The organism is Streptomyces sp. CA-210063, assembly GCF_024612015.1.
In the GTDB taxonomy this organism is placed as follows: Bacteria; Actinomycetota; Actinomycetes; order Streptomycetales; family Streptomycetaceae; genus Streptomyces.
Window position 1 is genome coordinate 8,900,831 of the sequence record NZ_CP102512.1, and the last position, 18,157, is coordinate 8,918,987.

Here is an 18,157-nt window from a genome sequence, read left to right on the forward strand (position 1 = left end):
CTCCCCCGGACTGCGTCCGGGGGGACCCCCAGGGAAGGTCCATGCTTCGAACAACGAGCGGTGGTGCCGACCATGGCACCGCCGCCGCGGACAGTGGCCTGATGAGCATCGGCGCGGTGCTGAACGCGTTGCGTGAGGAGTTCCCCGAGGTAACCATCTCCAAGATCCGCTTCCTGGAGTCGGAGGGGCTCATCGAGCCGCAGCGAACCCCCTCGGGGTATCGCAAGTTCAGTGCCGATGACGTCGAGCGTCTCGGACACGTCCTGAGGATGCAGCGGGACCACTATCTGCCGCTCAAGGTGATTCGTGAGTACCTGGACGCCCTGGAGCGCGGCGAGGACGTACGTCTGCCGTCGGTGGGGCGCCAGCGTGACGTCGGTGACGGAGAGCGGCTGAGCGAGCTCTTCGGGGAGTCCGAGGAGCCCACCGCCGCCCGGATCGGGCGCACCGAGCTCGTCGCCGGCGCCGGGATCGACGAGGAGCGGCTGGCCGAGTGGGAGTCGTACGGGCTCGTGGCCCCGTTGCCGGACGGGTCGTTCGACGCCGAGGCCCTCACGGTCGCCACGCTTGTGGTGGAACTGGGGCGATTCGGTATCGAACCCCGGCATCTGAGGGTGATGCGGGCCGCCGCCGACCGAGAGGCGGGGCTCGTGGAGCAGGTCGTGGCGCCCCTGCGCCGCCATCGTAATCCGCAGACCAGGGCGCATGCGGAGGACCGTACGAGGGAGCTGGCGGGGCTCACGGTCAAGCTGCACGCCGCGCTGGTGCAGAGCGCGCTGGGCGTGCGTCTGCGCTGAGGAGAGGTGTTCGCCCGTGGCGGATCGGTCGGCCGATCTGTGCTCGACTACCCAAACATCCCGAGCACGGCCTAGGGTTGCTGTGTGAACGAGCTCGATGTCGTAGGTGTCCGGGTCGAAATGCCCTCCAACCAACCGATCGTGCTCCTGCGCGAAGTGGGAGGCGACCGTTACCTCCCCATCTGGATCGGGCCGGGGGAGGCGACGGCGATCGCTTTCGCCCAGCAGGGCATGGCCCCCGCGCGACCGCTGACCCACGACCTGTTCAAGGACGTGCTGGAGGCCGTCGGCCAGGAGCTCACGGAAGTGCGCATCACCGACCTGCGTGAGGGTGTTTTCTACGCGGAGCTGGTGTTCGCCAGCGGAGTCGAGGTGAGTGCCCGGCCGTCCGACGCCATAGCGCTGGCGCTGCGTACCGGGACGCCGATCTTCGGTAGTGACGGGGTGCTCGACGACGCGGGTATCGCGATCCCGGACGAGCAGGAGGACGAGGTCGAGAAGTTCCGCGAGTTCCTCGACCAGATCTCGCCCGAGGATTTCGGAACGAACAGTCAGTGAGGCCGGGCGGGCGGTCGTACGGGCCTGTGGGACCTTGACACCGTCTGTCGCCGCCCAAGGCAGGCCTGCGGTTTCGGAACTCAGGACCTCGTGGGTTGCCGGGTTCGCGTCGTGGTGGCCGAGTGCCGTCGCGGCGGACGAGACGGATCCCAAGTGCTACCGGCGGGAGACCGACGCGAAAGGCGGGGGTGGTCGGTACACAGGTCCCGTGCGCCCGCCGCGCGGCTCAGGCGGGTCCGCCGTAGAGCATTCGGCTAGCCTTTCCCCGGGGAAGGGCACGCGAAACCACTCTCAGGGTGATTATCACTCGGCGTGGCGAGTGCGGCGGTCGTTGACGCACCCCGGGTGGCTGCCTACCGTCGAGAAGGCAGGTCAAGGACGGAGGTCGGCGTGAGAAGCAGCGGCGACGGTACGGCTGGGGGTGCCCCCGGACGCAGGCTGGGGGAGAACGGCCCGTACCCGCTTCACGGCAGCGCGGCCGGTCACGTCCCGCAGCGGCCCACGACCGTGCAGGACAACGCGGAGGCGGCGTCCGAGCCGCACGACAGCGTCGGCTACCGCGGCCCCACCGCGTGTGCGGCCGCCGGCATCACCTATCGGCAACTCGACTACTGGGCCCGCACCGGTCTCGTGGAGCCGAGCGTGCGGCCCGCCCATGGCTCGGGGACGCAGCGGCTCTACAGCTTCCGGGACGTCGTCGTCCTGAAGATCGTGAAACGGTTCCTCGACACGGGAGTATCGCTCCAGAACATCCGCACCGCCGTCCAGCACCTTCGGGAGCGGGGCTTCAGCGATCTGGAGCGGATGACGCTGATGAGCGACGGGGCGACGGTCTACGAGTGCACGTCGCCCGACGAGGTCCACGCACTGCTCCAAGGCGGCCAGGGGATCTTCGGGATCGCCGTGGGGGTCGTCTGGCGTGATGTGGAAAGCGCTCTCTCGCAACTGCACGGGGAGCGGGTCGACACGGGGGAGACGCTCGTGGGCCACAATCCGGCGGACGAGCTGGCGCGGCGGCGGAACCGGGCGGTCTGAGAGCTGTCGCCGTTGCTCCCTTGCGGCGGTTCGGAGTGCGGTCTGCTCTCGGAGCCGGTTGTGCAGCATCGCCGTGGCCTGCCGAGCCGGTCGGCCAGGGCATTGTCAGTGGCGTAGGGCAGCATCGGAGATGTGAGAACCGCGCCCACGATCCTGCATCTCGACATGGATGCCTTCTACGCCTCGGCGGAGCAGGCGTCCAAGCCGAGCCTGCGGGGGAAAGCGGTTGTCGTGGGCGGGCTCGGGCCGCGTGGAGTGGTCGCTACCGCCTCGTACGAGGCGCGGGTCTTCGGGGTGCACTCGGCGATGCCGATGGCGCAGGCGCGTCGGCTCGCACCGAACGCCGCGTATCTCACGCCGCGCTTCACGTTCTACCGGGCGATCAGTGATCAGGTCATGGGGCTGTTGCGTGGCCTGTCGCCGCTGGTGGAGCCGCTGAGCCTGGACGAGGCGTTCGTGGACCTGGAGGCGGGGGGCACGGCCTCGGACGAGGAGTCGGCACGGCTGGCGGGGATCCGGTTGCGTGCGGACATACGGGCGGTGACCGGGCTGACGGGATCCGTGGGGCTCGCGGCCTCCAAGATGCTCGCGAAGATCGCCTCCGAGCAGGCCAAGCCGGACGGGCTGGTCCTGATCGAGCCCGGAACCGAGCGGGCGTTGTTGGGGCCGATGTCCGTGCGGATCCTGCCGGGGGTGGGGCCGGCGACCGGGGATCATCTGCGGCGTGCCGGGATCACCACGGTCGAGGAGATCGTGGAGGCGGGTGAGGACGAGGTCGTACGGCTGCTGGGGAAGGCCCATGGGCACGGGCTGTACGCGATGGCGCTGGCGCGTGACGACCGGGCGGTGGTGGCCGAGCGGGACACGAAGTCGGTGTCGGTGGAGGACACGTACGACGTGGACATCCATGACCGGGTGCGGGTTCGGATGGAGGTGCAGCGGCTCGCGGATCGGTGTGTGCGGAGGTTGCGGGGGGCGGGGCTGTCGGGGCGGACGATCGTGTTGAAGGTGCGGCGGTACGACTTTTCGACGTTGACCCGGTCCGAGACGTTGCGGGGGCCTACGGACGACCCCGGGGTGGTGCGGGAGGCCGCGGGGCGGTTGCTGGAGGCCGTGGACACGACCGGTGGGGTGCGGTTGCTCGGGGTGGGGGTGAGTGGGCTCGCCGACTACACGCAGGAGGACCTGTTCGCGCAGGCGGCGGGGGAGCCGGATCTTGTGGAGGAGGAGACGGTGGGTGCGCAGGTGCCTGTGGTGGAGGCGAGTGCGGCTGGTGAGCGGCAGTGGAGGGCCGGGCATGACGTGCGCCATGCCGAGTACGGGCACGGGTGGGTGCAGGGGAGTGGGCTGGGGCGGGTGACTGTGCGGTTCGAGACGCCGGGTGACGTGGGGCCTGGGCGGGTGCGGACCTTCAGGACGGACGATCCCGGGCTGGAGCCGACGGAGCCGTTGCCGTTGGTGCCGGGTGGTGCGCGGGGCTGAGGTCGTTGGGGGACCGCCGGGCTGCGCCGTTGGGGTTGAGCGCCGTTGGGGCGGGATGAAGGAGGGCGGCGAGATTAAGCGGGGGAGGAGAGGCGGGAGGAGGCAAGGGGAGGTGGAGGGAGGTATGGGGCGGAGGAGACGTGGGCGAGGTGGAGGGAAGTACGGGGCGCGAAGAGACGCGGGGAAGGCGGAGGGAGGTACGCGGTGGGAGGAGCGTGAGGGTTCCGGTGTTGGTTGAGGGTGTGTGCTGTGCGGCTTGGGCCTTTGGGGTGGGGTCCTTGGTGAGGGAGTTGCCTGGGCTCTCGGTCAGGGCTCGTCCTGGCCTGCCACGTTGCCGAAGTCGTGGTCCAGGGGTGGGGGAGGGGCTGTGTCCAGGCCGTAGTGGTGGTAGAGCTGGAGTTCTTGTTCGGGGGAGAGGTGGCGGCCTACACCGAAGTCGGGGGCGTCCTTGATGAGGGCGCGGTCGAAGGGGACGCGGAGGGTGCCTTCGACGAGTTCGCTGAGCTCCAGGGGGACGAAGGCGTCGCGGCCGAAGAGGCCCATGCGTATCGCGGCCCACTCGGGGATGCCGGTCGCGTCGTCGAGATAGACCTCGTCGACGGTGCCGATCTTGGTGCCCTTGCGGTCGAACGCCTTGCGGCCGATCAGGTTGCGCGGATCGATGTCGGTCTGCACGGGCCCTCCATGTGGTCGCAGAGGAGTCGCAAATCGTCCCTCACCCTACGAAAAGGCACTTTGGGGAAGGCGGCCACTCGAAGACTCGTGCGGGGCTCGCGCTGATACGCTGGCAGCGGCTGCTGATCCCGTGCGGGAGAGTCCTCCGGACACCATTCGGAGGCGCCGAAGGAGCAAATCCTCCCCGGAATCTCTCAGGCTCACGTACCGCACGGACGAGGTCACTCTGGAAAGCAGGGCGGGTGTCACGGCTTCCGCTCTCACCGACGGTGAAAACCGGTTCGTACCAGGACCGGTGAAGCTCTCAGGTTGAGATGACAGAGGGGGAGGCCGTCCGGGCACCCCTGCCGTGGTGCCCCTCGAAGGTCGTGTCAGACCAGGAGGCCTCCGCAATGACCGCCCATCGCATTCCGCTCTCGGAGCTCGAACAGGGAATCCCCTTCGAACGGCGCCATATCGGACCGGACGCCGAGGCCCGGGCCAAGATGCTCGCGCACGTCGGATACGGCTCGCTCGACGAGCTGACCGCCGCCGCGGTCCCGGCTGTGATCAGGAACGCCGAGGCGCTGGACCTGCCGGGCGCGCGTACCGAGGCCGAGGTCCTCGCCGAGTTGCGTTCTCTCGCGGACCGCAACCAGGTGCTCGGCTCGATGATCGGGCTCGGGTACTACGGGACGTTCACGCCGCCGGTGATTCTGCGGAATGTGATGGAGAACCCGGCCTGGTACACGGCTTACACGCCTTACCAGCCCGAGATCTCCCAGGGACGGCTCGAAGCCCTGCTCAATTTCCAGACCACGGTCGCCGATCTCACCGGGCTGCCCACCTCAGGAGCCTCGCTGCTCGACGAGGGCACCGCCGCCGCCGAGGCCATGGCGCTGTCCCGGCGCATGGGGAAGAACAAGAAGGGCCTCTTCCTCGTCGACGCGGACGCGCTGCCGCAGACCATCGCCGTGATCGAGACCCGTGCCGAGCCGACCGGGGTCGAGGTCGTCGTCGCCGACCTCAGCGCCGGGATCCCGGCCGACCTCGCCGAGCGTGAGATCAACGGCGTGCTGCTCCAGTACCCGGGCGCCTCCGGCGTCGTACGCGACCTCAAGCCCGTCATCGAGCAGGCGCACGAGCTTGGTGCGCTCGTCACCGTCGCCGCCGATCTGCTGGCTCTCACGCTGCTGGCCTCGCCCGGCCAGCTGGGCGCCGACATCGCGGTGGGGACGACGCAGCGGTTCGGTGTGCCGATGGGCTTCGGAGGGCCGCACGCCGGATACATGGCTGTGCGGGAGAAGTTCGCGCGCAGCCTGCCCGGACGGCTCGTAGGGGTCTCCGTGGACGCGGACGGACACAAGGCGTATCGGCTCGCCCTGCAGACGCGGGAGCAGCACATCCGCCGGGAGAAGGCGACCAGCAACATCTGTACGGCTCAGGTGCTGCTCGCGGTGATGGCCGGGATGTACGCCGTCTACCACGGCCCGGAGGGGCTGCGGACCATCGCCCGGCGTACGCATCGGTACGCCACCGTGCTCGCCGCCGGTCTCGCGGCCGGGGGGATCGAGGTCGTCCACGGCGCGTACTTCGACACGCTCACCGTGCGGGTGCCGGGGCGGGCCGGCGAGGTCGTGGCGGCCGCGCGGGAACATGGCGTGAACCTGCACCTCGTGGACGCCGACCTGGTGTCGATCTCCTGCGACGAGACCACGACGCGGGCGCAGCTGGGTGCCGTATGGACCGCGTTCGGGGTGGAGGGGGACGTCGAGGCCCTCGACGCCGCCGCCGCGGACACGCTGCCGGAGGCGCTGCTGCGCTCCGACGAGTACCTCACGCATCCGGTGTTCCACGAGTACCGCTCAGAGACCGCGATGCTGCGCTACCTGCGCCGGCTCGCCGACCGCGACTACGCGCTGGACCGGGGCATGATCCCGCTGGGCTCCTGCACCATGAAGCTCAACGCGACCACCGAGATGGAGCCGGTGACGTGGCCGGAGTTCGGGCAGCTGCACCCGTTCGCGCCCGCAGGGCAGGCGCAGGGGTACCTCACGCTCATCCGTGAGCTGGAGGAGCAGCTGGCGGAGGCCACCGGGTACGACAAGGTGTCGTTGCAGCCGAACGCGGGCTCGCAGGGTGAGCTGGCCGGGCTGCTGGCCGTACGCGGATACCACCGCGCCAACGGCGACGAGCAGCGGACCGTGTGCCTCATCCCGTCCTCCGCGCACGGCACCAACGCGGCGAGCGCCGTGATGGCGGGCATGAAGGTCGTCGTCGTGAAGACCGCCGAGGACGGCGAGATCGACGTCGAGGACCTGCGGGCGAAGATCGAGCAGTACCGCGACGAGCTGTCCGTGCTGATGATCACGTACCCGTCGACGCATGGTGTGTTCGAGGAGCACGTGGCCGACATCTGCGCGCAGGTGCACGACGCGGGCGGTCAGGTGTACGTCGACGGTGCCAACCTCAACGCGCTGGTGGGTCTCGCCAAGCCCGGGCACTTCGGCGGTGACGTCTCCCATCTGAACCTGCACAAGACGTTCTGCATCCCGCACGGCGGCGGCGGGCCGGGCGTCGGTCCGGTGGCGGTGCGCGAGCACCTGGCGCCGTATCTGCCGAACCACCCGCTGCAGCCCGCGGCCGGCCCGGAGACGGGTGTGGGGCCGATCTCGGCGGCGCCGTGGGGCTCGGCGGGCATCCTGCCGATCTCGTGGGCGTACGTCCGGCTCATGGGCGGTGAGGGGCTCAAGCGGGCCACGCAGGTGGCGGTGCTCAGTGCCAACTACATCGCCAAGCGGCTGGAGCCGCACTACCCCGTGCTGTACACCGGCCCGGGCGGGCTCGTCGCCCACGAGTGCATCATCGATCTGCGGCCGCTGGCCAAGTCGACGGGGGTGAGCGTCGACGACATCGCCAAGCGGCTGATCGACTACGGCTTCCACGCGCCGACGATGTCGTTCCCGGTGGCCGGGACGCTGATGATCGAGCCGACCGAGTCCGAGGACCTGACCGAGCTGGACCGGTTCTGCGAGGCGATGATCGCGATCCGCGCGGAGATCGAGAGGGTCGGCTCCGGTGAGTGGCCCGCGGACGACAATCCGCTGCGGAACGCGCCGCACACCGCGGCCGCGCTCGGCGGGGAGTGGGAGCACGCGTACACGCGCGAGGAGGCCGTCTTCCCGGCCGGGGTCTCGCCCGCCGACAAGTACTGGCCGCCGGTGCGCCGCATCGACCAGGCCTTCGGGGACCGGAACCTGGTCTGTTCCTGCCCGCCGCTGGACGCCTACGAAGAGTAGTCAACCGCTGATACGCGTCGGGGCCGGTTCGGAGAGTGCGTCTCCGGCCGGCCCCTCGTCTGTCCGGGCGGACGTCCTGTGCGGGGACGCTCGCCCTGTGCGCACGTCAGTGCGGCTCAGACGGCTGTCATCACCGTGCCCATCGGGCGGTGCGGGGCGATGATCTGGCCGTCCGGCAGGAGCTCACCGGTGTCCTCGAAGAGCAGAACGCCGTTGCAGAGCAGGCTCCATCCCTGCTCCGGGTGGTGCGCCACGAGTCGGGCGCCTTCCCGGTCGGCGGATTCGGCAGTCGGGCACAGTGGCTGGTGCTGGCACATGGTTGTGGGGATCTTTCGGTTTGTCGTGTGATCTGAGATGGCTGTTTTGTCTGTCCCGCGGCGTGAAGCCTCGTTCATGGCCGCCCCCCGTTGATAAATCGGTCCGGTCCCAGTGTTGCCCCACGGGCGTCAATCCGCAGGGATTTCGCAGCACCGCTTCTCACAGGTTGATGACGCATCGCCCGCGCGGACGGTTCATCCCAACTGCGCTGTCCCTTCGGGTGGTTCGCGATGGTCGTCCGGGGCTGGTCCGGAGGCGGAAGGACGTGCGAATAGCTCGCATGAGCGTATTGGTGCGCGAAAGAGCGGGAATTCCCGGTAACGGGAAACAAGTGCCCCGCCACCGGGATATCGGCGGCGGGGCACGAGCGGTACGAAGGGTGAGGCGGCTCTGGACTCAGGCGGGCGATCCCAGGAGCGGGGCGGGCGTCAGCCGGGTGGTCAGTACCGGGAGGAGCTCGGCGGCCCGGTGCGGGCGGTGGGCGGCGATGCCGGGTGGTGCGGGCGCCAGCGGGACCAACAGGTCGGTCGGTGCCGGGTGGCCGGTGGCGGCGTCGGCGGTGGGGTCGGCGTGCAGCCAGAGCGTGAGCATGTACAGCTCGGGCACCGACAGCAGGCGTGGCTGGTAGGGCTGCTGCATGGCCTCCGCCTGGCGCAGGGCGCGCTCGGTGGAGGCGATGTACGGGCCCTCGAAGAAGTGGGAGAACACCCATCCGTCGGGGGTCAGCCGGGTCTCGGCGGCGGCCACGGCGCGGTCGCCGCAGCGGATCAGGAACCGCCATCCGGTGAGCCGGGCGGTGCCCGTGCCCTCGGGGGTGATCCGGTCGAGTACGTGGACGGGCAGCGGGAGTTCGGGTGTGGCGGGGCCTTGGGCGTTCTTCAGGGAAGGGGTTCGCGCCTCGTGGACGGCGGTGGGAGAACCGAGTGCCGTGAGGACGGTGCGCAGGGCGGGCGCGGGAGCCGGGGGGACATGCAGCGGCATGGTGGGTCGCCTCTCAATTCGACAGGCACGGTGGCGCGAGGGCGGGGGCGGACGGCGCTGTCAGCTCTCGTGGATCGGAGAGACGGGTGCCCGGGGTCCGGGTGCGTGGGTAGGGTCCGCCGCGCGTGGCCTGACGGCAGGACCGAGGACCGCGAGTGCCGACTCTCAGCCTCGTTTGCGGAGTTTATACGACACGTGTTCACACGAGGTTTCGTCTAGCCGTTCCGTATATGAAGAGCAAGGCGGTATCCGGTCGCCGGAACATGGGCATCACCCCGCTTTTCCGTGGGGGTGTGTCGGTGACCTCGGATTACCGCCGCGTAGCGGACGGCCGGTTCTCGTCGGCGCTTTTCACGAAAGCACAACGGACAGAAAGCGCATGCTCATTCATGCCCACTGAATGTGCCAGAAGCACACCGAGTGAATAAGCTCGGAGGTGACCGGACTCAGCCTAGCGGGCGCAGGTCGGGCGCGGGACGTTATCGGCGGCTCTGCCGGGGCATCATCATCCGTGGACCTGGGACAGCAGTGGCCGGCTCGTCGGCCTGCCCATCCAAGGAGGGACACCTAGATGGGAGAGAAGGTCGTGGCGGGGCCGTTCGGCCTCTCCGATCGCCAGCAGTACCGCGACAAGCTGCGGCAGTGCCTGGCGGGACTGGCGCGGCTGCTGGAGGAGAAGCGGTTCGATCGCCCCAAGAACCTGATGGGTGTGGAGATCGAGCTGAACCTCGTCGACGGCGACGGTCTGCCGAGAATGATGAATGCGCAAGTACTTGAGCGCATTGCGAGCCGAGACTTCCAAACAGAACTCGCCATGTTCAATCTGGAAGTCAACATAGCTCCACATCGGCTGGGTGGGCGGGTATTCGACCAGCTTTCCGAGGAGCTGCGCACGTCCCTCGCCTATGCCGACCGGAAAGCGATCGAGGTGGGCGCGGGTATCGTGATGATCGGCATTCTGCCCACGCTCGATCGTGATGACCTGGTCTCCTCGAACCTCTCCGCGGGCGACCGCTACACCCTGCTGAACGATCAGATCGTCGCCGCCCGGGGCGAGGATTTCACGCTCGACATCGACGGGGTGGAGCGGCTCGTCTGCACCTCGAAGTCGATCGCGCCCGAAGCCGCCTGCACCTCCGTGCAGTTGCACCTCCAGGTCACGCCGGGCCGGTTCGCCGATGTGTGGAACGCGGCGCAGGCGGTCGCCGCGGCGCAGGTCGCCATCGGCGCCAACTCACCGTTCCTGTTCGGGCACGAGCTGTGGCGCGAGTCGCGGCCGCCGCTGTTCCAGCAGTCCACGGACACCCGGCCGCCCGAGCTCCAGGCCCAGGGCGTGCGGCCGCGCACCTGGTTCGGGGAGCGGTGGATCTCCTCGGCGTACGACCTCTTCGAGGAGAACCTGCGCTTCTTCCCGGCGCTGCTGCCCATCTGTGACGACGAGGATCCGATCGGCGTCCTCGACGCGGGCGGCATTCCCTCACTCGCCGAACTCAGCCTCCACAACGGCACGATCTACCGCTGGAACCGGCCCGTCTACGGCATCGCCGACGGAGTCCCGCATCTGCGCGTGGAGAACCGGGTCCTGCCCGCCGGGCCGACCATCACGGACGTGATCGCCAACGCCGCCTTCTACTACGGGGTCGTACGCGCCCTCGCCGAGGAGTCGCGGCCCGTGTGGACGCGGCTGCCGTTCGAGGCGGCCGCCGCCAACTTCGACGAGGCGTGCCGGCACGGCATCGAGGCCCGGTTGCAGTGGCCGCGCGGGCGCTACGGCGGGCTGGGACCGGTGGACGCGGTGAACCTCGTACGGGACGAGCTGTTGCCGCTCGCCGAGGCGGGGCTGGACGCGTGGGGTGTCGAGCCGGTCGACCGGGACTTCTACCTCGGGGTGATCGAGGAGCGCTGTCGGCGCCGGGTCAACGGGGCGTCCTGGCAGGTGGAAACGTTCCACCAGGCTCTGGCCAAGGGCATCGACCGGGATGGCGCGCTCGCCGCCACGACGCGGCGGTACTGCGAGCTGATGCACTCCGGGGAGCCGGTCCACAGCTGGCCGGTCGGGCTGCCCGAGCCGGTGCCGCTGGGCTGAGGAGCCCTGAAGGTACGCCGCCGGAAGGTTCCGGACCGTCGCGGGTGATGATGGACCCTCGGCGGGGCCGGACAACTGGAGGCGTGGGTGCAGGGGCAGGCGGAGTCGGTGGGGGATGCGGTGCCGCGGGAGCGGCCGAGCCGGCGGATTCTGAGGGACGAGACACTCCTCGTGCTCGGGCTCTCGCTCGGCGCGAGCGGGGTGTCCGCGCTGATCAGCTTCGTCGGATCGGTCACCAAGCCGGGCGGGCTGAAGGACCAGGCGGCCACCATGAACGCCTCGGCCGCGCCCGGTCGGCCCTGGCTCGACCTCGCGTGGCAGCTCTTCGGGATCACGACCGCCCTGGTGCCCGTCGTCCTGGTGGCGCACTTCCTGCTGCGTGAGGGCGCGGGGCTGCGCACGCTCGGGTTCGACCGGACCAAGCCATGGCCCGACCTCGGCCGGGGCGCGGCGATCGCCGCGGTGATCGGCAGCACCGGCATCGCCTTCTACCTGGCGGCCCGCGGCCTCGGATTCAACCTCACGGTGGTGCCGGAGGCGCTGCCCGAGGTGTGGTGGAAGTACCCCGTGCTGATCCTCTCCGCGATCCAGAACGCGGTCCTCGAAGAGGTCATCGTGGTCGCGTATCTGCTCCGCCGGCTCCAGCAGCTGGGCTGGTCACCGGGGAGCGCGCTCGCCGCCAGCTCGGTGCTGCGCGGCTCGTACCACCTCTACCAGGGCATCGGCGGCTTCATCGGCAACATGGTGATGGGCGTGGTCTTCGTCTATCTGTACCGGCGGTGGGGGCGAGTGGGGCCGCTCGTGGTGGCCCACTCGCTGCTCGACATCGGGGCGTTCGTGGGGTACGCGCTGCTGGCGGGGAAGGTGGGCTGGCTGCCCACGGCGTGAGCCCGGCGTTGCCTACGGCGTGAGCCCGGCGTTGCCTACGGTGTGAGCCCGGTGTTGCCTACGGTGTGAGCTCGGTGTTGCCTACGGTGTGAGCAGTTCGCCGTCGATGACCGTGACCGCCCGGCCGGTGAGCAGGGTGCGGTCGCCGCGGAGTTCGGTGCGGACGAGGCCGGAGCGCGGGGAGGCCTGGAGGCCGGTGAGGTCCGGGGTGCCGAGGCGCTCGGACCAGAAGGGGGCGAGGGCGGTGTGGGCGCTGCCCGTGACCGGGTCCTCGTCGATGCCGACGTTCGGGAAGAAGCAGCGCGAGACGTAGTCGTGCCCGGCGGCGGGGTCCGCGGCGCGGGCGGTGGCGATGATGCCGCGCTCGGAGTAACGGCCGAGGGCCCGCAGGTCGGGGCCGAGGCCCAGGATCGTCTTCTCGTCGGCGAGCTCGACCAGCAGGTCGCCCACGCCGGGGCCGGTGTCGAAGGCGCTGAGCGGTTCGGCGCCCAGGGCCTCGGCGACGCCGTCCGGGACCGGGACCGGGGTGAGCGGCGCGGTCGGGAAGTCCAGGGTGAGGGAGCCGTCCGGCCGGGGCGTGGCGGTCAGGACACCACTGCGCGTGGCGAACCGCACCGGGCCTCCGGGGGCGCCCGTGCTGGTCAGGACATGCGCGGTGGCCAGCGTGGCGTGGCCGCACAACGCCACTTCGGCCACCGGCGTGAACCAGCGCAGTGCCCAGTCGGCCTCGCCGCCCTCGGGGAGGGGGTGGGCGAACGCGGTCTCGGAGTGGTTGACCTCCCGGGCCACGTTCTGCAGCCAGCCGTCGTCCGGGAAGGCGTCGAAGGCGTCGAGGAGAAGGACTCCGGCCGGGTTGCCGGAGAAAGGGCGGTCGGTGAAGGCGTCCACGATACGAATGCGCATGGGACGACGCTAGGGGTCGGCGAAGCCGCAGGCCAAGGCCAATTCCGGGGTGGTGGACCGGTTTTCGGGGGCCAGGCGCCGCAGGCTCGACGGGGTCGCTCGTCCGGATGCCGCATGCGTACGGTGTCGTGCGGGTCGGGCTAGTGGACGGAGAAGCCGCCGTCGACGAAGATCGCCTGGCCGGTGATGTAACCGGAGGATCGGCCGGCCAGGAACACCGCGGCTCCGGCGAAGTCGTCGGGCAGGCCATTGCGGCCGGCCAGGGTGCGCGCGGCGAGCGCGGCCACCTTCTCGGGGTCGGACGACAACCGCGTGTTGAGCGGGGTCGGGACGAAGCCCGGGACCAGCGTGTTGCAGGTGACGCCGTGGGGCGACCACTCCTCGGCCTGTGAGCGGGCCAGCGACTCCAGGGCCCCCTTGGAGACCCCGTACGCGCCGCTTCGGACGAAGGCCCGGTGTGCCTGCTGGGACGTGATGTGGATGATCCGGCCGAAGCCCCGCTCGGCCATGCCGGGCCCGAAGCGCTGGCCCAGCAGGAAGGGCGCCTCCAGGTTCACGGCCATCGTGGCGTCCCACACGTCCTCGCCCAGCTCGCTCATCGGCGGACGCAGGTTGATCCCGGCGCTGTTGACGAGGATGTCGGGCTCGCCGTACGCCTCGACCGCCTGCTCCGCCGCCGCGCGCACGCCGGCGCGGGTGCTCAGGTCGCCGCTCACCCAGGCCGCGCGGCAGCCGTCCGCCGCCAGTTCGTCGACCGTGGCCGTCAGTTCCGCCTTCTTCCGCGCGACGATCACCACGCTCGCCCCCGCCCGCGCGAGAGCCCCGGTGATGGCCTTGCCGATGCCGGAGCTGCCGCCGGTCACCACGGCGACTCGCCCTTCCAGGGAGAACAGTTCGGAGAGGTAGCTGTTGGAGATCATTCCCGCACTCTAGAAGGCTTGCTCGGCAAGGGGTTGTCAGGCGACAGGTTCCGATATATCGTTGAGGCATCGCGACAGATCAACGATGGAATGGAGTGATTGCGATGCGTTCCCGTGGACAGGACTTCGGATTCGAGCGTGGACATGGACGCCGTGGTGGGGAGCACCCCCGCGGTCGAGGTGACGGTGAGGCGCTGCGCGCCGCCTTCGGGCCCTTCGGGCCGGGCCATGGTGGTCCCGGGCCGTTCGGCCCCTTCGGCGGGGGACCCTGGGGTGGGCGCGGCCGTGGCGGACCCAGGGGAAGGGCGCGGCGTGGTGACGTACGCGCGTCGATCCTGGCCCTCCTCAAGGACAGGCCCATGCACGGCTACGAGATGATCCAGGAGATCGCCGAGCGCAGTGGCGGGGCGTGGAAGCCCAGCCCCGGCTCGGTGTACCCCACCCTCCAACTGCTGGAGGACGAGGGGTTGATCGCCAGTGAGAGCGAGGGCGGCAAGAAGCTGTTCGCGCTCACCGAGGCCGGCCGCACCGCGGCCGACGACGGGCCCGAGGCCCCCTGGGAAGAGGCCTCGCGCGGGGTCGACTGGGAGGCGCTGAGCGAGATCCGGCAGGCCGGCTTCGGTCTGATGGAGGCGTTCGGCCAGGTCTGGAAGACCGGCGACAAGGACCAGCGCGACAAGGCGCTGGCGGTGATCAACGAGGCCCGCAAGAAGCTGTACCTGATCCTCGCCGACGAGGACTGACGGTCGGTGGTGGGCCACAGGTGAGGGCGCCCCGCGGAGGTTTCCGCAGGGCGCTTTCCTGCATGCCGGTCGTGTGCGTGGTGCGGGCGGGGCGCGGGGCTATGTCACCAAGCCGCCCAGCTTGCGCAGCGACTCGCCCAGCGCCGCCGTGGCGGAGTCCTTGAGCCTGCCCGCCATCAGGGAGACGGCCGCGCCGGTGAACCGGCCGTCGATGCGGACCGTGGTGGAGTCGCCGTGGGGCGTGAGGGTGTAGCGGGTGGCGAGGTCCACGGCCATCGGGCCCTTGCCCTGGATGGCCAGGGTGCGGGCGGGCTCCAGTTCGGCGATGGTCCACTCGACCTCCGCCGGGAACCCCATGAGCTTCAGGTTCTCCTGGAAGGTGCCGCCCACTTCGAGGGTCTCGGGACCACCCTTCGGGAAGCCGGTGTGGGTGGTGTTCCACTCGCCGTACGCGGACCAGTCGACGAGCCGGGCCCAGACCTGCTCGGCGGGTGCCTCGATGCGTGCCTCCGCGCTGACATCGGCCATGCGACAACCCCTTCGTCTCGGACGGTGGTGTCGCGGAACGTAGCCCCGGGGCCCGGAACATTCAATACTGATGAACCGTCAGAAGTGGTCGCCCGGTCCGCCCGGCGCCTGGTTCACCTGCCGGATCAGTGCCGCGTCGAACAGGTCCCACGCGCGAGGGAAGCGGCTCTCGTCGTGGCAGTGCCAGGCCTCCCAGAACAGATCGGCGGGCCGTGCGTTCTCGGGGGCGTACATCCGGTACACGTACTGTCTGCCGTCGACCGCCGGCAGGGCCACCAGCCAGTACCCGCTCTCCATGGGGTGGGGGATGAGGGCCGGTGTGATGCGGTTGCGTACGGAGCGCGGGGCAAGACGGCGCGCGCCCCTTGGGTGGGATGGATGGATCTCCTCCGTAGGGAGGAGACGAGGGGCCTCCTTACGCAACCTGCGTCGGACGCGAAGATGCTTCCTTTCACGGATGACTCGGGCCGGTGGGACTGATGGGGTGGAGGACGTGCGACCCCGTATTCACCGGCAGCCGGCCGTAGGCCATGGTCCGAACCATGTGGAGATCGAGGACAGGCTCACCGATGAGCTGGCCTCGGTGGTCGCCGGTGCGCGCAGACGGGCGCTCCGCGACGGGGACCGGCAGATCGACACGGCCCATCTCCTGCACACGCTCCTGGAGTTCGACCCCGAGGTCCGCGCCGTCTTCGACGGCCCGCACGTCGCCCGGCTGCTCGGCTATCTGGTGCAGCGCAGCATCGGCTACGGGCTGCGCTGGCAGATCGGGGTGGAGGACGCCGGTGCCGTACCGGGTGGGCCGGGCACGCCGGGGTGGTCGCCGGTGGCGGCCCGGGCGATGGCGCAGGCGTACGAGCGTGCCGAGCGGCGGGGCGAGCGGGTGGCCCATGGCATCGACCTGCTCGCGGTGCTGGTCGGGGCCGCCGGGTCGCGGGCCGTGGAAGTGCTGGGGAACATAAGTGTCGATGTGGGGGTCGTGGCGCGGCGGATCGCGAGGACGGGCGAGGGCCGGGCCGAGGGATGTGTGGTGGGTGGGGACGGCGGCCGTTGAGGCGCGACGCCCACCTGGGGTCCAGTCGGTGAGACAGGTGTCATCGGGGGTGACGCTCCTGTCGTCGGCTGTCATCATGTGCCGGTGTTCACGTCTCAGGGGAATCAGGGGAATCAGGGGCAGCGCGGGCGGAGTGTCGGGCTGGTGCTCGCGCTCGGGTCCGCGGTCGCTTTCGGTGGATCGGGTACCGCGGCCAAGCCGCTCATCGAGGCGGGGCTCGACCCGCTGCACGTGGTGTGGCTGCGGATCGTGGGTGCCGCGCTGGTGATGCTGCCGTTGGCCGTGCGCCACCGGGACCTGGTGCGTCGGCGGCCCGCGCTGCTCGTCGGTTTCGGGCTGCTGGCCGTGGCCGGTGTGCAGGCCTTCTACTTCGCCTCGATCTCCCGCATCCCCGTCGGCGTCGCCCTCCTTGTGGAGTACCTCGGGCCGGCCATCGTTCTCGGCTGGGTGCGGTTCGTGCAGCGGCGGCCGGTGACGCGGGCGGCTGCGGTGGGGGTCGTCGTCGCGGTCGGGGGCCTCGCCTGTGTCGTCGAGATCTGGTCGGGGCTGAGCTTCGATCTGCTGGGGCTGCTGCTCGCACTCGGGGCGGCCTGTTGTCAGGCCGGGTACTTCGTGCTGTCCGACCAGGGGAGCGACGCGGGGGCGGAGGCGCCGGATCCGCTCGGGGTCATCGCGTACGGGTTGCTCGTGGGTGCCGTGGTGCTCACGGTGGTGGCCCGGCCGTGGGGTATGGAGTGGGCGGTGCTCGGGGGGACTGTGCGGATGGGTGGGACGCCGGTGGCCGCGTGGTTGCTGCTCGGGTGGGTGGTGCTGATCGCCACGGTGCTTGCGTATGTGACCGGGGTGGTGGCTGTGAGGCTGTTGTCTTCGCAGGTGGCGGGGGTTGTGGGGTGTCTTGAGGCGGTGGTCGCGACCGTGCTCGCGTGGGTGTTGCTGGGGGAGCATCTGTCGGCGCCGCAGATTGTGGGTGGAGTGGTCGTGCTGGGCGGGGCGTTCGTCGCGCAGCGGTCCACGCCGTCGAAGGGGGCGCCGCGGACGGTGGCGGGAGGCGGGGAGGGGGTTGAGCCGGAGCTGTCGGTGGGGCGTGGTCGATGACGCCGTTGGGGAACTGGGGTCCGCGGACTGCGGGTTGTGTGGGGTCGCTCGCGCAGTTCCCCGCGCCCCCTTGAGGGGCGCGTCCAGTCGGGCGGGATCAGTGCTACAGGGCCTTGAGGTAGTCGGGGAGGTCGGTGCCGGGGGCCAGGTCCGGGTCCGGGATCGGGGTTTCGTAGCCCTTGCGGAGGGGGACGACGCCGGCCCAGTGGGGGAGGGTGAGATCCTCGGGCTCGTCGTTGACGCCGCCGGTGCGGGTCTTGGCGGAGACCTCGTGCAGGTCCAGGCGGATCACGGCGGTGGCCGCGAACTCCTTGGGGTTGGCGGGCCGGGAGTCCCGCGAGCGGCCCGGGACGACGTGGTCGACGAGGGCGTCCAGGGCGATCCGCCGCTCCTCGGGGTCGGTGACCTGGTGGGCGGTGCCGTGCACCACCACCGACCGGTAGTTGATCGAGTGGTGGAAGCCGGAGCGGGCCAGGATCAGCGCGTCCACGTGCGTGACCGTCAGACAGACCGGGAGGCCCGGGTCGGCCTGGCCCGTCATCCGCAGCGGGCGCGAGCCTGTCGAGCCGTGCACGTAGAGCGTCTCGCCGACCCTTGCGTACAGCGTGGGCAGCACCACCGGGGCGCCGTCACGGACGAAGCCGAGGTGGCAGACGTACCCCTCGTCGAGTATCGAGTGCACCAACTCCTTGTCGTACGAGGCCTTCTGCGCGGCCCGGGTCGGGACGGTGCGGTCGGTGGGGGTGTAGGCGGCGGGCTGTGGTGTCGTCGGCTGCGAGGTCTCCGGCATTGCGTTCTCCATTGTACTAGTGCAAA

At 70.3% G+C, this 18,157-nt stretch carries 18 protein-coding genes and 1 riboswitch; of the genes, 10 read left to right on the forward strand and 8 right to left on the reverse strand.

What is annotated here, in order from left to right; translation table 11 throughout:
- Positions 1 to 41 precede the first annotated feature (41 nt).
- The 4 genes from ftsR to JIX56_RS38920 all read left to right on the forward strand — a co-directional run bounded on the left by ftsR (position 42) and on the right by JIX56_RS38920 (position 3,872).
- The gene (gene ftsR / locus JIX56_RS38905; RefSeq protein WP_257547804.1) at positions 42 to 797 is read left to right on the forward strand and encodes a transcriptional regulator FtsR; all 756 of its coding nucleotides are present in this window, start codon (positions 42 to 44) and stop codon (positions 795 to 797) included.
- A gap of 84 nt (positions 798 to 881) precedes the next feature.
- Positions 882 to 1,355 (forward strand): bifunctional nuclease family protein, encoded by a 474-nt coding sequence (locus JIX56_RS38910; protein ID WP_005475662.1) that lies wholly within the window; start codon positions 882 to 884, stop codon positions 1,353 to 1,355.
- A 390-nt stretch (positions 1,356 to 1,745) separates the two neighbouring features.
- Positions 1,746 to 2,390, forward strand: a complete 645-nt coding sequence (locus JIX56_RS38915) for a MerR family transcriptional regulator (protein WP_257547806.1) — start codon at positions 1,746 to 1,748, stop codon at positions 2,388 to 2,390.
- 132 nt (positions 2,391 to 2,522) lie between these two features.
- The gene (locus JIX56_RS38920; RefSeq protein ID WP_257547808.1) at positions 2,523 to 3,872 is read left to right on the forward strand and encodes a DNA polymerase IV; all 1,350 of its coding nucleotides are present in this window, start codon (positions 2,523 to 2,525) and stop codon (positions 3,870 to 3,872) included.
- A 306-nt stretch (positions 3,873 to 4,178) separates the two neighbouring features.
- Here JIX56_RS38920 and JIX56_RS38925 read toward each other — a convergent pair whose 3' ends face one another.
- Complete coding sequence (locus JIX56_RS38925; protein ID WP_257547810.1) at positions 4,179 to 4,547, reverse strand: PRC-barrel domain-containing protein; 369 nt, start codon at positions 4,545 to 4,547, stop codon at positions 4,179 to 4,181.
- Between the two features lie 123 nt (positions 4,548 to 4,670).
- Positions 4,671 to 4,767, forward strand: a riboswitch (glycine riboswitch).
- Positions 4,768 to 4,939: 172 nt separating this feature from the next.
- On the opposite strand from JIX56_RS38925, the gene gcvP reads away from it, so the two are divergent.
- Positions 4,940 to 7,825 (forward strand): aminomethyl-transferring glycine dehydrogenase, encoded by a 2,886-nt coding sequence (gene gcvP, locus JIX56_RS38930; RefSeq protein ID WP_257547812.1) that lies wholly within the window; start codon positions 4,940 to 4,942, stop codon positions 7,823 to 7,825.
- Between the two features lie 116 nt (positions 7,826 to 7,941).
- On the opposite strand, the gene JIX56_RS38935 is transcribed toward gcvP, so the two are convergent.
- Both JIX56_RS38935 and JIX56_RS38940 read right to left on the reverse strand, forming a co-directional pair.
- Positions 7,942 to 8,142 carry a DUF5999 family protein gene (locus tag JIX56_RS38935; RefSeq protein ID WP_257547814.1) on the reverse strand — a complete coding sequence of 67 codons (201 nt, stop codon included), beginning with the start codon at positions 8,140 to 8,142 and terminating at the stop codon, positions 7,942 to 7,944.
- A gap of 397 nt (positions 8,143 to 8,539) precedes the next feature.
- Positions 8,540 to 9,124 carry a hypothetical protein gene (locus JIX56_RS38940; RefSeq protein ID WP_257547822.1) on the reverse strand — a complete coding sequence of 195 codons (585 nt, stop codon included), beginning with the start codon at positions 9,122 to 9,124 and terminating at the stop codon, positions 8,540 to 8,542.
- 571 nt (positions 9,125 to 9,695) lie between these two features.
- Here JIX56_RS38940 and JIX56_RS38945 point away from each other — a divergent pair.
- Both JIX56_RS38945 and JIX56_RS38950 read left to right on the forward strand, forming a co-directional pair.
- Complete coding sequence (locus JIX56_RS38945) at positions 9,696 to 11,210, forward strand: glutamate--cysteine ligase (RefSeq protein ID WP_257547824.1); 1,515 nt, start codon at positions 9,696 to 9,698, stop codon at positions 11,208 to 11,210.
- An 87-nt stretch (positions 11,211 to 11,297) separates the two neighbouring features.
- Complete coding sequence (locus JIX56_RS38950; RefSeq protein ID WP_257547826.1) at positions 11,298 to 12,098, forward strand: CPBP family intramembrane glutamic endopeptidase; 801 nt, start codon at positions 11,298 to 11,300, stop codon at positions 12,096 to 12,098.
- An 81-nt stretch (positions 12,099 to 12,179) separates the two neighbouring features.
- On the opposite strand, the gene JIX56_RS38955 is transcribed toward JIX56_RS38950, so the two are convergent.
- Together JIX56_RS38955 and JIX56_RS38960 are read right to left on the reverse strand one after the other, a co-directional pair.
- The gene (locus tag JIX56_RS38955; protein WP_257547828.1) at positions 12,180 to 13,001 is read right to left on the reverse strand and encodes a PhzF family phenazine biosynthesis protein; all 822 of its coding nucleotides are present in this window, start codon (positions 12,999 to 13,001) and stop codon (positions 12,180 to 12,182) included.
- A gap of 140 nt (positions 13,002 to 13,141) precedes the next feature.
- Positions 13,142 to 13,921, reverse strand: a complete 780-nt coding sequence (locus tag JIX56_RS38960) for an SDR family NAD(P)-dependent oxidoreductase (RefSeq protein WP_257547830.1) — start codon at positions 13,919 to 13,921, stop codon at positions 13,142 to 13,144.
- A 104-nt stretch (positions 13,922 to 14,025) separates the two neighbouring features.
- Here JIX56_RS38960 and JIX56_RS38965 point away from each other — a divergent pair, with 104 nt between their 5' ends.
- Entirely contained in the window at positions 14,026 to 14,664 is a 639-nt protein-coding gene (locus tag JIX56_RS38965) for a PadR family transcriptional regulator (protein WP_257547832.1), read from the forward strand.
- A gap of 99 nt (positions 14,665 to 14,763) precedes the next feature.
- Here JIX56_RS38965 and JIX56_RS38970 read toward each other — a convergent pair whose 3' ends face one another.
- Together JIX56_RS38970 and JIX56_RS38975 are read right to left on the reverse strand one after the other, a co-directional pair.
- Complete coding sequence (locus JIX56_RS38970) at positions 14,764 to 15,192, reverse strand: type II toxin-antitoxin system Rv0910 family toxin (RefSeq protein ID WP_257547839.1); 429 nt, start codon at positions 15,190 to 15,192, stop codon at positions 14,764 to 14,766.
- Positions 15,193 to 15,270: 78 nt separating this feature from the next.
- Positions 15,271 to 15,468, reverse strand: a complete 198-nt coding sequence (locus tag JIX56_RS38975) for a hypothetical protein (RefSeq protein ID WP_257551360.1) — start codon at positions 15,466 to 15,468, stop codon at positions 15,271 to 15,273.
- A gap of 181 nt (positions 15,469 to 15,649) precedes the next feature.
- On the opposite strand from JIX56_RS38975, the gene JIX56_RS38980 reads away from it, so the two are divergent.
- Together JIX56_RS38980 and JIX56_RS38985 are read left to right on the forward strand one after the other, a co-directional pair.
- Complete coding sequence (locus tag JIX56_RS38980; RefSeq protein WP_443031945.1) at positions 15,650 to 16,246, forward strand: peptidase; 597 nt, start codon at positions 15,650 to 15,652, stop codon at positions 16,244 to 16,246.
- A gap of 78 nt (positions 16,247 to 16,324) precedes the next feature.
- Positions 16,325 to 17,341: an EamA family transporter gene (locus JIX56_RS38985; RefSeq protein WP_257547843.1), complete on the forward strand. Its 1,017-nt coding sequence runs from the start codon at positions 16,325 to 16,327 to the stop codon at positions 17,339 to 17,341.
- Positions 17,342 to 17,444: 103 nt separating this feature from the next.
- Here JIX56_RS38985 and JIX56_RS38990 read toward each other — a convergent pair whose 3' ends face one another.
- Positions 17,445 to 18,131: a pyridoxamine 5'-phosphate oxidase family protein gene (locus JIX56_RS38990; protein WP_257547845.1), complete on the reverse strand. Its 687-nt coding sequence runs from the start codon at positions 18,129 to 18,131 to the stop codon at positions 17,445 to 17,447.
- Between the last annotated feature and the right edge of the window lie 26 nt (positions 18,132 to 18,157).

Bases quoted from the DNA above. Each gene is read 5' to 3' on its own strand.
- JIX56_RS38990 (WP_257547845.1), bottom strand. From the start codon at position 18,131: ATGCCGGAGACCTCGCAGCCGACGACACCACAGCCCGCCGCCTACACC.
- JIX56_RS38965 (WP_257547832.1), top strand. From the start codon at position 14,026: ATGCGTTCCCGTGGACAGGACTTCGGATTCGAGCGTGGACATGGACGC.
- gcvP (WP_257547812.1), top strand. From the start codon at position 4,940: ATGACCGCCCATCGCATTCCGCTCTCGGAGCTCGAACAGGGAATCCCC.
- JIX56_RS38940 (WP_257547822.1), bottom strand. From the start codon at position 9,124: ATGCCGCTGCATGTCCCCCCGGCTCCCGCGCCCGCCCTGCGCACCGTC.
- JIX56_RS38970 (WP_257547839.1), bottom strand. From the start codon at position 15,192: ATGGCCGATGTCAGCGCGGAGGCACGCATCGAGGCACCCGCCGAGCAG.
- JIX56_RS38960 (WP_257547830.1), bottom strand. From the start codon at position 13,921: ATGATCTCCAACAGCTACCTCTCCGAACTGTTCTCCCTGGAAGGGCGA.
- ftsR (WP_257547804.1), top strand. From the start codon at position 42: ATGCTTCGAACAACGAGCGGTGGTGCCGACCATGGCACCGCCGCCGCG.
- JIX56_RS38980 (WP_443031945.1), top strand. From the start codon at position 15,650: ATGACTCGGGCCGGTGGGACTGATGGGGTGGAGGACGTGCGACCCCGT.
- JIX56_RS38935 (WP_257547814.1), bottom strand. From the start codon at position 8,142: ATGTGCCAGCACCAGCCACTGTGCCCGACTGCCGAATCCGCCGACCGG.
- JIX56_RS38955 (WP_257547828.1), bottom strand. From the start codon at position 13,001: ATGCGCATTCGTATCGTGGACGCCTTCACCGACCGCCCTTTCTCCGGC.
- JIX56_RS38945 (WP_257547824.1), top strand. From the start codon at position 9,696: ATGGGAGAGAAGGTCGTGGCGGGGCCGTTCGGCCTCTCCGATCGCCAG.